The 12686-nt window shown below is 40.1% G+C and carries 11 protein-coding genes; 9 read left to right on the top strand and 2 right to left on the bottom strand.

Annotated elements, in window-relative coordinates; all coding sequences use genetic code 11:
- Positions 1–29 precede the first annotated feature (29 nt).
- From MWU82_RS00675 to MWU82_RS00665, 3 genes are all read left to right on the top strand, one after another.
- Entirely contained in the window at positions 30–1151 is a 1122-nt protein-coding gene (locus MWU82_RS00675; RefSeq protein WP_215947649.1) for a hemolysin family protein, read from the top strand.
- Positions 1151–1624 carry a methylated-DNA--[protein]-cysteine S-methyltransferase gene (locus MWU82_RS00670; RefSeq protein WP_215947648.1) on the top strand — a complete coding sequence of 158 codons (474 nt, stop codon included), beginning with the start codon at positions 1151–1153 and terminating at the stop codon, positions 1622–1624. The genes MWU82_RS00675 and MWU82_RS00670 overlap by 1 nt, the downstream gene beginning before the upstream one ends.
- 307 nt (positions 1625–1931) lie before the next feature.
- Positions 1932–2645: a 3'-5' exonuclease gene (locus MWU82_RS00665; RefSeq protein WP_247094884.1), complete on the top strand. Its 714-nt coding sequence runs from the start codon at positions 1932–1934 to the stop codon at positions 2643–2645.
- Between the two features lie 24 nt (positions 2646–2669).
- Here MWU82_RS00665 and MWU82_RS00660 read toward each other — a convergent pair whose 3' ends face one another.
- Together MWU82_RS00660 and MWU82_RS00655 are read right to left on the bottom strand one after the other, a co-directional pair.
- Positions 2670–4874 (bottom strand): S8 family serine peptidase, encoded by a 2205-nt coding sequence (locus MWU82_RS00660; RefSeq protein ID WP_247094883.1) that lies wholly within the window; start codon positions 4872–4874, stop codon positions 2670–2672.
- 150 nt (positions 4875–5024) lie between these two features.
- The gene (locus MWU82_RS00655) at positions 5025–5999 is read right to left on the bottom strand and encodes an endonuclease/exonuclease/phosphatase family protein (protein WP_247094882.1); all 975 of its coding nucleotides are present in this window, start codon (positions 5997–5999) and stop codon (positions 5025–5027) included.
- 77 nt (positions 6000–6076) lie between these two features.
- Here MWU82_RS00655 and hflX point away from each other — a divergent pair, with 77 nt between their 5' ends.
- From hflX to MWU82_RS00625, 6 genes are all read left to right on the top strand, one after another.
- Entirely contained in the window at positions 6077–7288 is a 1212-nt protein-coding gene (gene hflX, locus MWU82_RS00650) for a GTPase HflX (RefSeq protein ID WP_031446235.1), read from the top strand.
- Positions 7289–7532: 244 nt separating this feature from the next.
- Complete coding sequence (locus MWU82_RS00645; protein WP_247094881.1) at positions 7533–8237, top strand: alpha/beta fold hydrolase; 705 nt, start codon at positions 7533–7535, stop codon at positions 8235–8237.
- Positions 8238–8257: 20 nt separating this feature from the next.
- Positions 8258–9502, top strand: coding sequence for a hypothetical protein (locus tag MWU82_RS00640; protein WP_247094880.1), 1245 nt, complete (start codon positions 8258–8260; stop codon positions 9500–9502).
- 36 nt (positions 9503–9538) lie between these two features.
- Complete coding sequence (locus MWU82_RS00635; protein WP_215947643.1) at positions 9539–10633, top strand: carboxylate-amine ligase; 1095 nt, start codon at positions 9539–9541, stop codon at positions 10631–10633.
- Positions 10634–10646: 13 nt separating this feature from the next.
- Positions 10647–11471: a GMP synthase gene (locus MWU82_RS00630; protein ID WP_247094879.1), complete on the top strand. Its 825-nt coding sequence runs from the start codon at positions 10647–10649 to the stop codon at positions 11469–11471.
- A gap of 11 nt (positions 11472–11482) precedes the next feature.
- Complete coding sequence (locus tag MWU82_RS00625) at positions 11483–12676, top strand: hypothetical protein (protein WP_247094878.1); 1194 nt, start codon at positions 11483–11485, stop codon at positions 12674–12676.
- Positions 12677–12686 lie beyond the last annotated feature (10 nt).

Here is a 12686-nt window from a genome sequence, read left to right as displayed (position 1 = left end):
ATTAGTACTTTAGTATTTTATACATTTATATGGGGTTACTTATATTTTATGCACTTATATCCATCCTCGTATCCTTTCTATGCTCTATTTTGGAAGCGGTATTATTGAGTGTTCCACAAACCTTTATCAATTTAAAGAAAAAGGAAGGCAAATCCTTTGCCCTTGAGCTGGAAACGTTAAAAAAAGATGTGGACAAGCCCCTCATTGCCATTCTCACCTTAAACACCATAGCGCACACTGTTGGGGCAATTCTAGTGGGAGTGCAGGCAAAAGTTGCTTATGCTGAATTATACGGAAATACCGTAAAATCTATTTTAGGTATAGAATTTACAGAAGCCGCCATGGTGGGATTGGTTTCTACCATCATGACCATTCTAATTTTGGTGGCCTCGGAAATAATCCCCAAGACCATAGGCGCTACCTATTGGAAGCAATTGGCGCACGCTGCAACAACTACCCTAAAAATAATGGTGTGGGCCCTTCGTTGGACCGGAATTCTCTGGCTATTGCAGCTTTTTACACGACTGGTCGGAAAAAAAGGTGTTCATGGGAGTGTATTTAGTCGGGAAGATTTTAGCGCCATGACCGATATTGCCCATGAGGAAGGTGTATTTCAAGAATCGGAATCCACCATAATCAGAAACCTCCTCAACTTTGACGAAATTAAGGTAAAGGACATTATGACCCCAAGGGCGGTGGTAAAAATTGCCTCGGAATCCACCACCATCAAGGAATTCTATAATGCCAACCCCAATATGCCATTTTCCAGAATTCCCGTATTCAGTAAAAAAATGGATAATATCACTGGATTCGTCCTGAAAGACATGATCTTGGAGGAAATAATTAAAAAAAATGGCAGCGCACCACTTTCCAGTATTAAAAGGGAGATATTGGTAAGTAACCGACAAACTCCGATTCCTGAGTTATTTGAAACCTTTATTTCCAAAAGGGAGCATATAGCCCTTGTTGTGGATGAATATGGTTCCGTTAGCGGGGTTGTAACTATGGAAGACATATTGGAGACCTTATTGGGCCTTGAAATAATGGACGAAAGCGATAATGTAGAAAACCTACAACACCTGGCGCGTAAAAATTGGAACGAAAGAGCCAAACGTCTTGGAATTATTCAAGGAAACAGAAATAAGGAATAATGGAGTCCGTATATATAAATACGCCCTTGGGTATTGCAAAAATTGAAGGCGATGAAGACGGATTAACTTCTATCACAGTGTTCGATAGTGAGGAAAAACTATCGGATATTATTCCTGAATTGCTTGAAGATGCCGTTTATCAGCTTCGGGAATATTTTGAAGGTACAAGAAAGGAATTTAGCTTAACGCTCAACCCCGAAGGAACAGATTTTCAAAAAAAGGTTTGGCTAGCCCTACAAAAAATACCCTATGGTAAAACAGTTTCTTATCTGGAGCTGTCCAAAACTTTGGGCGATGTTAAAGCCATTAGGGCCGTAGCTTCGGCAAATGGCCAAAATCCGTTATGGATAGTAGTACCATGCCACAGGGTCATTGGCAGCGATGGTTCCTTAACTGGATACGCCGGAGGATTACATCGTAAAAAATGGCTTTTGGAACATGAAAGCCCTGTAAAACAACAGACCCTCTTTTGATATTCACAGACTCTTCGGTCGGTACATCCTCCCTTAGAGCCATATTTATAAGCCTTTGCTGACTTACATCGATATATCTGTGTTCTTTATGGAAGTATCGCCAATCCGTACCGGTAATTCTTAGTCGTTCACCAACCGTATGGTCGGTTCGTGCATTGCTTTACTTCTAACTGCCTACGACAAGAATTGAGTTCAACCAATAAATAAAATACCCTTCACAACAGTTTTAAATTTGTTTGTATATTTATTATTCCCCCTTCTTTTATCAAAATAATAATCAAGCCTTTTAGGTTTTAAGAAACTTTGGATGCTACATAAAATTAACCTGGAACACATACTCTTTTTGGACATTGAAACGGTTCCGGAAGAAGAGAATTTTAATAAGCTGGACGACACCAAAAAAGAACTTTGGGAGCATAAGTCGCACTACCAACGAAAAGACGAATATACAGCGGAAGAATACTATGACCGGGCCGGAATTTGGGCAGAATTTGGAAAGATAGTTACAATTTCCGTTGGATACTTTAATTACAAAGGAGACAATCGGACTTTTAGGGTTACCTCATTTTATGGGGAAGAGCCTAAGATTCTCAAAGATTTTAAGAATTTGTTGGATACCCATTTCAATCGCCCCCACCACCTATTGTGCGGGCACAATGGCAAGGAATTCGATTTTCCCTATATCGCCAGGCGCATGATCATCAACAAGGTAGATTTGCCCAACAAGTTGGACCTTTTTGGCAAAAAGCCATGGGAAATAGCTCATTTGGACACTATGGAGCTATGGAAGTTTGGGGACTACAAGCATTATACCTCCCTTAAGCTAATGGCCAATATCCTAGGCATTCCCTCTCCAAAAGAGGATATAGACGGCAGTATGGTAAAAACCGTTTACTATGAAGAAAAGGGTTTGGATCGGATCGTAAAATACTGTGAATTGGATGTGATTACAACAGCGCAAGTATTTTTACGCTTGCGGAATGATGAACTATTGGATGAAAGTGAAATTAAAAGAATATAGCGCTTTTGCTATTGAAACTTAAGACTAGGACTTGTAGAATTTAATAGATTTTGAGCCTTCCAGATCGGCTAAGGTTAGCACGTATAGGCCGGTAGTTAGATCGGCAATATAAATCTGCTTTTGCTCCGCCTTACCAGATTTTACCACGATCCCGTTAAGGGAAACTATTTTATACATGGCATCTTCGGAAATATCACCATTAATGGTCATTGAAGTCTGTACCGGATTGGGGAAAATAGAAAACTGCACCTCCAAAGTTAAGGTTTCATATTCCATATAGTCCAAAAGTTCGGTTTCGGTTCCCTTAAAGGTAAATTCGTATTCTTCACTATAATCTGAACTTATATTTTCGGAACAATAGGTCTTCAACCTTAGACTATATTCCATTCCCTCAACTAAATTATTTAAGCTAATAAAGTTATCGAAGGTTGTTTCCACATTCCATTCGTTACTTCCTTTCTCTTTGTATTCTATTTGAAAAAGAGCATCTGTATTGGCTGTCCAGTTCAGTGTTACCGCAGTTTCATTGGAATTGGTCAGTTCAATATCTTCAGGGGTAACAAGTACACAGTCGGTAAGGGCAATCCCAGTAACAATAATTGAAAAATTCTGTGGCCCTTGGTTAAGGGTGTTTTTATGGGTTACTGTAATAGTATAATCCCCCTCGGCATTCTGAATATCTATTTTTTCAAATGGATCTACTCTATTGTCTCCATTAACTGCTGGAGCATCTGCCTTGGCTGCATTAAGTTTCCAAGGTAAAAAGGTTTTGCCATCCTTGGTGATCCTAATATCCAAATCGTTGATCAAGGCTGCTGACATATCATTTAAAGTTCCAGAATTTACCGCTCCTGTAGTGGGGTCTGTCCAAGAAATAGAGGCTGATAAAGGTTCTGTTCCATTGGCAACAACCTTATAGGTTTTGGTTTCACCTTCTGTAAGTGTTTCTTCCGAAATCATAGAGGAGAATCCTTTGTTTACTATTGCCTCTACGGCCGATTTTGAATTAATAACTCCCCAACCCATTTTATAGTCTGGACCAGGAGCATCAACATCGTCCGCAGTATGCAGTACCAATCCTTTTAAAGTGGCCGCCCTCATAAAACTACCTTCCATTTGTTCGTGATATTCCTGGATCAACAACATAGATCCGGTTACACCCGGTGCAGCTACCGATGTTCCATTAGCAGTCTCATACTTGGTGTCATTTGTAATACCAGTAGTATAAATATTGGTGCCATAAGCCGCAATGTCCGGCTTAATACGACCATCATCAACAGGTCCGAAACTGGAATAAGTAGTTACTGATGCTTTTAACAATTGCCCTTGATCATTGGTCTCAATATCTGCCGCAGCAACGGTAACGCCGTTTTTAGAGGTTGCAAATCCCAACATCAAATCATAACCATTGGAAGCCGATCCAAAAATAGGAGCCTCATTATCTTTACTTTTTTGGGAGTTCCCTGCAGCGGTAACCATTAAATAATAGGGAGCGTTATACATAATTTTGTCCCAATCCCTGGAAACTTGGATATAAGATCCAAAATACCAATCCGGCACACGGTCGGACATAATACCGTAGGAATGGTTGGACAATAACAAACCATCAGCCGCCATTTCCGCAACTTCAATTTTATCCCTTCTCCAGTCGTTGGAAACGGCCTTTGCCTTGTAGGCCACTCCTTTTGACTTTTTATCCAATCCTTGCGCAACCAAAATACCGGCGACCCTGGTGGCATGCGAATCTACAATTTCACTCTCATCCAAAGTCTGTACCCTACTGCCAAATTCTTTGTGGTTTGTTAAGACAGCTCCCCCGTCCCATATGCCTACCAACATGTTCTCTCCGTTAATACCTAAATCCAACAATCCATTATCATGCAAGACATTGGCCCTGGTAGCACTATTTAATTCTGTGCTGAAGGTACTGTAATAAAGAGGGGTTCCATCATCGCCAATAGCAGTAAGTTCGCTAAAATTTCCGTCTGCCAATCTTTCAGTTAATTTCCAGCCCTTGGTCTTAGCAGTCTGTAACAAGTTATTGTTCTCCTTGTCAAAATTCTTTTTAAGGTCATTGGTAAACACGCCTAATTTTGAGCTACGGTACTTACCCTTAATGATATGGATTTGTTTCTCGGTTTGTGCAAACGAGTTATAGGTAGCAAGACAAAAAGCTACTGGAAGTAAACACTTGCTAATCTTTAACAAAAAGTGGTTTGCGTAAGCCATGATAAAGTTTATAGTAAGATTTGGACTACAAATATACTATAACAGGCAAATATTATCGATTAACACACCTTTTTATTCGATGAAACGCATGACTTTGTTGTGAACAGTCAAAAAAACGTTATGAACGGTTCTCTTTAAGGAAAGAATAAATTAAATATTGAACTTAAATTGTACGTAAACTGGAAAATGATCACTAAAACCTCCCATATATCTCCTTCCCACATAGGTTCTATGTGGGTTACCTTTGTACTTTCCTTTATATTCCGTGAGAAAGGCTTCATCAAAAATATTGGCCTCGGCAAAACTGTGGGTGCCCCGTTCGTAATTAAAAAAATTATGGGACACGATAATTTGATCAAAAAGACTCCAAGACCTCTTATAGTTGGCACTTCCCCTATCCGGGGATTTTAATCTCTCCATAGGATTATGCAAACTATCCCTACTCATCAAGGTCTGGAGACTGGCAGATGAAGGACCATCATTAAAATCGCCCATTACAATATAATTGGGATTTTCAATACTTTGCTCCAAGTCCTCCATAAAACCAATAATGGTTTTCGCTGCAGCAATACGCTTATAATCGGTCTCGACCTCCCCACTCCTTCTGGAAGGCCAATGGTTTACAAAAATATGGACCTCTTCTCCATTTAGAACTCCATTTATATATAAAATATCCCTTGTGGTATCACGCTGGCCGTTATCATTATGTATTATTAATGGAATAGCTTCCGATCTAATTACTTCAAAGTTATCCCTATTGTAAAGCAAGGCGTTATCTATTCCCCTCTCATCCGGGGAATCATAATGAACATAATGATAGTTGTACCCATTTAAAGGGTCTGTAGACAACAAATCCTGAACTACCTTTCCATTTTCAACCTCTGCTACCCCAACCAGGACAGGGGGAAACCCAGTAGCTTCACGCCCAATTTGGCTTATAGTTTTGGCCAGTCTTGACAACTTATTTTGATAGCGCTTTGGTGTCCACTTTTTAGACCCATGTGGCGTAAAATCATCATCCAAGGTGTTTAAGTCATTTTTGGCATCAAATAGGTTTTCTAGATTATAGAAAGCCACAGTGTGGAGGGTATTGATCGATTTTTTCTTAAAAAATGAAAATTTCATCCAAAATATTTAATCGATTGCTAAAATACGAAAAACCCTTGGCAAGTATTGATTAGATTTGTACTTTAAATAAGTATATGCTAGAGAAGAAGACCATAGAATATGAAAAGGCAGTACTCATTGGGGTAATGAACAAGGACCAGAATGAGGAAAAGGTAAACGAATATCTGGATGAACTGGAATTCCTTACCTACACTGCGGGCGGTGAGGTTTGTAAACGCTTTGTTCAACGAATAGACTTGCCCAACCCCAAAACCTACATTGGTAGTGGAAAAATGTTGGAAGTGGAGGCCTATGTAAAGAGCAACGATATTGGATCCGTTATTTTCGATGATGAGCTCACACCGGGGCAACAGCGAAACATTGAAAGGCAATTAAAATGTAAAATCTTGGACCGTACCAGTTTAATCCTGGACATTTTTGCCCAAAGGGCACAGACCAGTTATGCCCGTACACAAGTGGAACTGGCCCAATACGAATATTTACTCCCCAGACTTACCGGACTTTGGACCCACTTGGAACGACAAAAAGGGGGTATTGGAATGCGTGGACCAGGTGAAACGGAGATTGAAACTGATAGACGTATTGTTCGTGACCGAATTTCACTACTAAAGAAAAAATTATTGAAGGTAGATAAGCAGATGGAAACCCAAAGAGGTAATCGCGGGGCACTTGTCCGTGTAGCCTTGGTTGGGTATACAAACGTTGGTAAATCTACCCTGATGAACGTTATTAGTAAAAGCGATGTCTTTGCCGAGAACAAGCTATTTGCCACCTTGGACACCACGGTCAGGAAAGTGGTAATAGGCAACCTTCCTTTTTTATTGAGCGATACTGTAGGATTCATTAGAAAACTGCCCACACAATTGGTAGAAAGTTTTAAAAGTACTTTGGATGAAGTGCGCGAAGCAGACCTGTTATTACATGTAGTAGATATTTCCCATCCCAATTTTGAAGAGCATATAGATTCTGTAAACCAAATTCTTACCGAAATAAAAAGTTCGGATAAAAAAACCATCATGGTTTTTAACAAGATAGATCAATACGAACACAAGACTATTGACGATGATGATTTGATTACAGAAAAAACCAATAAACATTTCACTATTGAAGAGTGGAAGAATACCTGGATGCGTAGAGTTGGAGATAGGGCCCTATTTATTTCGGCTTTGAACAAGGAAAATTTGGAAGAATTCAGAAAGCGCGTTTATGACGAGGTCCGGGACATTCACATAACCAGATTTCCGTATAACAACTTTCTATATCCGGAACATTTGGATGAGTATTAGGTGGCAGCGATAATGGCTGTAAATCAAAAATTTTCATTTAATAAATACTAATTTTCATTTCTGACATAAATCCAAAGGCATTGAATATCAATACCTTTGGAACATTTCCCATTGCCGTTGGGAAAAACTATCCTTAAGGCACATCCATAAATACCGATCTTTCCTTAAAACAGATTTGTTGGCATCATAATTTTGGCTAACTTTAAGACAAGGAGATACTTCCCCAACCATTAACAACTACATCTTGGAAGAGAACTATCATAAATGGTATTCCCCGAATCTGAGCAAGGAAATGGAAATGATAGTTTATGGTCATTGGGGCTATCCATTGTTAATTTTTCCGACTACCAGAGGGAGGTATTACGAAAGCAAGAATTTTCATTTAATCGACTCCATTTCCTGGTTTATAGAACAAGGCAAGCTAAAAGTATATTGCTTGGATAGTATTGACGAATACAGTTGGTACAATAGATCCGTACATCCCGCAGACCGTGTTAAAAACCATATTTGGTACGACAAAATGATTTTAGAGGAAGTAGTTGCCAAAGTACAACACGAATCCCCTAATGGCAAGGTAGCCGTTTCAGGATGTAGTTTTGGAGGCTACCACGCAGCAAATTTTGCCTTTAGACATCCCGAAAAGGTTAGCCACCTCTTCACCATGAGCGGGGCATTCGATATTAGGGACCAATTGGATGGGTATTACGACGATAATGTTTATTTTAATAATCCAGTGGATTACCTGCCCAATATGAATCATCCCGACCTGTACAATATGAAGATAATTTTAGGTACCAGCGAACATGATATTTGTTTGGGTGCCAATCTAGAAATGTCGGCAATATTAAGTAATAAAGGTATTGATCATTGGTTGGACAATAGGCCCAACGCAAGTCACGACTGGCCTATATGGCGCGAAATGTTCCCCCATTATTTATCCTTAATGTAAACTTTAATACCATAAACAGTATGAAAAAAATTGGAATACTATTCGGCCAGGAAAATACCTTTCCCCAAGCCTTTATTGATAGAATAAACGAAAAAAAAATAAATGGGATAATGGCCGAAGCGGTCATGATAGACAAGGTAATGCAGGCCGACCCTACGGAATATGCCGTTATCATAGATCGTATTTCCCAGGATGTTCCCTTTTATAGGGCATACCTAAAAAACGCAGCCATATCGGGTACCGCAGTTCTCAACAATCCCTTTTGGTGGAGCGCCGATGAAAAATTTTTTAATAATGCTCTAGCCATAAAAACAGGGGTTCCAGTACCAAAAACCGTGCTTCTTCCTTCAAAGGACAGGCCAGATGATACTACGGAAAATTCGTTCCGAAATTTAAAGTATCCAATGGATTGGGATGGCATTTTTGAACATATCGGTTTTCCCGCCTATATGAAGCCCTTTGCTGGAGGCGGATGGAAAAATGTCTATAAACTTAATAATGCGGATGAGTTTTTTAAGAATCATAGCGAAACTGGACAACTTATAATGATGCTACAAGAGGAAATCGTCTTTAACGAATATTTCCGCTGCTATTGCCTTGGCGGCAATGAGGTACGTATTATGCAATACGAACCCCGTAACCCCCACCATTTAAGATATGTACATGACGGACCTCCCTTAAGCAAAAAACTTTTGGATACGGTCAAGGACTACACCATAAAACTAAATGCAGCTTTAGGGTATGATTTCAACACCGTAGAATTCGCTGTAAGGGACGGTATACCTTACGCAATAGATTTTTGCAATCCTGCTCCGGATGCCGATATTAATTCCGTTGGGCAAGAAAATTTTGAATGGGTTGTGGAGACCGCGGCAAATATGGCCATAAAAAGAGCACAGGAGCACAAACCAGGTCAGATGAATCTTACCTGGGGAACATTTGTCAAGAATGCGGTTGCCCCGACCACAAAAAAACCAGCAGCCAAAAAAGCTCCCGCAAAAAAGGCTGCCCCAGCAATCAAAACCCCTGTTACAAAAAAAGCCCAGACAAAAGCAAAAACGCTTGCAGCTACAGCCCCGGCGGTAAAAAAAGCTCCGGCAAAAGCAGTAGCGACCAAAGCAAAAAAGGCAACCCCAGCTAAGACAACAACGGGCAAAAAAACAACTGCAGCCAAAAAAACATCGATAACAAAGGTCAAAGCAACAACGGCCACCACCAAAAAACCGGTCAAAAAGGCCACAACAACCAAAAGCAAGTCAAAATAGTTTTGACAATGCCCAAACTGTAATACCTGGAGACCAATGGATTTTACATTAGGAGTAGAAGAAGAATATCAAGTAATAGATCCCAATACTCGTGAACTGACTTCCCATGAGCAAAAAATTGTGGAAATTGCCGATGAGATCTTGGAAGGACAAGTAAAGGCAGAAATGCACCAAGCCGTAGTAGAAGTGGGTACGGTCATTTGCAAGGACATTAAAGAGGTTCGGTCCCAAGTAACACATTTGCGAAAAACAATATCGGAGGTTGCCTCCGGTCTAGGCCTACGCATAGCCGCAGCAGGTACCCACCCATTCTCGGAATGGGAAAAGCAATTAATCACCGTGCACCCGAGATATGATGAAATTGTACAGGAATTGCAGGATGCCGCCAGATCCAATCTTATTTTTGGCCTGCATGTCCACGTGGGCATTGAGGATAGGGAAATGGCAATTCATATCTATAATTCCGTACGATATTTTTTACCCCATATTTACGCCCTTTCTACCAACTCTCCATTTTGGGAGGGTAGGAATACAGGCTTTAAATCTTTCCGAACCAAGGTGTTCGATAAATTTCCACGTACCGGTATTCCGGATTTCTTTACCGGTGCTGGAGAATACGAGCGCTATGTTAATCTCTTGGTTCAGACAAAGTGCATTGACAACGCCAAGAAAATATGGTGGGATGTAAGGGTGCACCCCTTTTACCCGACTATTGAATTTAGGATCTGTGATGTCCCCTTAACAGTAGATGAAACCGTCACTATAACGGCATTGATTCAGGCTTTGGTGGCCAAGCTTTATATTTTAAGAAGAAGCAACCTCAACTTTATCATTTACAAAAGGGCATTGATCAACGAAAACAAATGGAGGGCCTCAAGATATGGGATTGAAGGCAAGATGATCGACTTTGGAAAATCTATAGAAGTTCCAACAAAAGAATTAATTTTGGAGCTACTGGAATTTGTAGATGATGTGGTAGATGAACTTGGAAGCAGGGATGAAATCAATAAAATCCATAAAATTTTGAATGAAGGGACCGGGGCGGACAGACAATTGGCCGTTTTTGAAAAAACCAAAAACCTTAATGATGTAGTCGATTTTATTTTGAAGGAGACGGTTGCAGGGATTTAAATGAACAAGAAAAATGTTGGATAGAAAAAAAAAGATTGCCGTTTTAGACCTATATAATGGAATTCCCAATCAAGGACTCAGATGTATACGGGAAATATTGGATAAATTCAGCGCAGTAGCCGATTACCAATTTTTTGACGTTAGGACTAAAAATGAAGCTCCCGATACCGGTTATGATATTTACATATCTTCCGGAGGGCCCGGAAATCCTTTGGAAGGAGACGGCATCTGGGATAAAAAATACTATTCCCTTATAGACCAATTATGGGAACACAATGCTACTGGTGGCTATCCCAAAAAATACGTTTTCTTTATTTGCCATTCCTATCAGATGGTATGTCACCATTTTGGCCTAGGAAAAATTACAAAACGAAAATCACCATCTTTTGGGGTTTTACCCATCCATAAGACCAAACATGGTAAGGCCGATGAATTGTTTTCCAAATTACCCGATCCGTTCTTTGCAGTGGATTCCAGGGATTGGCAACTAATTCAACCACGATTGAAGGTTTTTGAGGAAAAAGGCGCTAAAATATTGGCTTTGGAGAAAATCAGAACACATGTGGAATATGAGAGGGCCATAATGGCGGTACGTTTTTCTGAAGAATTTGTTGGTGTCCAGTTTCATCCCGAGGCCGAACCGGTGAGTATGGAAGCGCACTTTGCCAAACCAGAAAACGAAGAGAAGGTAGTAGCCACCTACGGGAAAAGAAAATATGACAATATGATGACCCATATAAGGGATACGGATAATTTGGAATCTACCTACAATTCCATAATACCGGGATTTATAGAAAATGCCATTAAAAAGATTGGATTATCCAAACAACTCTCTTAAAATAGGTTTTCATGGTAGAACATCTTCGTCAGCAGTACAATGCCGCATTCACGGATGATAAATACAAGGCATTTTTAGAAGGGATCCATTCAGCATATAACCACAAACCTTCCTTTCGGATAGCCGAGACCCCCATCTTTATACCCAAATACCTAAAGCATAGATTATTGGAAGCCTGCGATGAGGTGAACAATGTAATCTGCAGTCCCAATTTTAAAGAACTGACCCAAAACGCCCTTCAGGATGCGTCCCGATTGGTACCAGGGGAAGATAAACATACCACTTTTCTTCAAATGGACTTTGGAATATGTTTGGATGCGGAAGGGAAATTAATGCCACAAATGGTGGAAGTACAAGGCTTTCCCACTCTATATTTTTTTCAGGAACTCATGGCCAAGGGATATAGGGATCACTTTGATATACCATCCAACTATCATCATTTAAACAACATTTCCTCTACAGAATATGTTAAGAAATTGAGGGAGATCATTGTAGGTGATTGTTCCCCGGAAAATGTTATTCTTTTGGAAATTGAACCCCATAAACAAGCCACCCAAATAGATTTTTTGGGGACGGCCCACCATTTGGGAATAAAGATAATTTGTATAAGCGAATTGATTACCGAAGGGAAAAATGTTTTTTACACCGATCAAAATGGACTAAAAATACAAGTACGCAGGATTTATAACCGGGTTATTTTTGACGAGCTGTTCAAAAGGGACGATCTTCAGAGGCAATTCGATTTTACCAAGGAATACAATGTGGAATGGATAGGGCACCCCAATTGGTTTTTTAGGATAAGTAAATTTACCATGCCCTTGATCAACAGCCCTTATGTTCCCGCATGCCATTTCTTACACCAACTGGAAAAGTATCCCGGGGACTTGGAAAACTATGTATTAAAACCATTATTTTCGTTTGCCGGATCGGGGGTACTCATCAATGTCACCAAACAAGATCTTGATGCTGTACAAGACAGGGAAAACTACATCTTACAGAAAAAAGTGACTTATACACCGGCAATAAAGACCCCAACTGGTCCGGCCAAATGTGAAATCAGAATGTTGATGATATGGGAAAAGGGCGAAAAAAAGGCCAGAGTAGTCAACAATCTAGTGCGTATAAGCAAGGGTGAAATGGTCGGGGTGCGCTTTAACAAGGATAAGGACTGGGTGGGTGCCAGCGTAGGTTTCTTTGAGGACTAGAGGTACATTC

Source organism: Arenibacter sp. S6351L, assembly GCF_023016025.1.
Lineage (GTDB): Bacteria > Bacteroidota > Bacteroidia > Flavobacteriales > Flavobacteriaceae > Arenibacter > Arenibacter algicola_B.
Note: the sequence above shows the minus strand (reverse complement) of the source record. Positions and strands in the feature narration are given on the sequence as shown.

Excerpts from the sequence above, each read along its gene's own strand:
- MWU82_RS00630 (WP_247094879.1), top strand. The coding sequence starts at position 10,647 with ATGTTGGATAGAAAAAAAAAGATTGCCGTTTTAGACCTATATAATGGA.
- MWU82_RS00625 (WP_247094878.1), top strand. The coding sequence starts at position 11,483 with ATGGTAGAACATCTTCGTCAGCAGTACAATGCCGCATTCACGGATGAT.
- MWU82_RS00635 (WP_215947643.1), top strand. The coding sequence starts at position 9,539 with ATGGATTTTACATTAGGAGTAGAAGAAGAATATCAAGTAATAGATCCC.
- hflX (WP_031446235.1), top strand. The coding sequence starts at position 6,077 with ATGCTAGAGAAGAAGACCATAGAATATGAAAAGGCAGTACTCATTGGG.
- MWU82_RS00670 (WP_215947648.1), top strand. The coding sequence starts at position 1,151 with ATGGAGTCCGTATATATAAATACGCCCTTGGGTATTGCAAAAATTGAA.
- MWU82_RS00660 (WP_247094883.1), bottom strand. The coding sequence starts at position 4,874 with ATGGCTTACGCAAACCACTTTTTGTTAAAGATTAGCAAGTGTTTACTT.
- MWU82_RS00665 (WP_247094884.1), top strand. The coding sequence starts at position 1,932 with ATGCTACATAAAATTAACCTGGAACACATACTCTTTTTGGACATTGAA.
- MWU82_RS00655 (WP_247094882.1), bottom strand. The coding sequence starts at position 5,999 with ATGAAATTTTCATTTTTTAAGAAAAAATCGATCAATACCCTCCACACT.
- MWU82_RS00640 (WP_247094880.1), top strand. The coding sequence starts at position 8,258 with ATGAAAAAAATTGGAATACTATTCGGCCAGGAAAATACCTTTCCCCAA.
- MWU82_RS00675 (WP_215947649.1), top strand. The coding sequence starts at position 30 with ATGGGGTTACTTATATTTTATGCACTTATATCCATCCTCGTATCCTTT.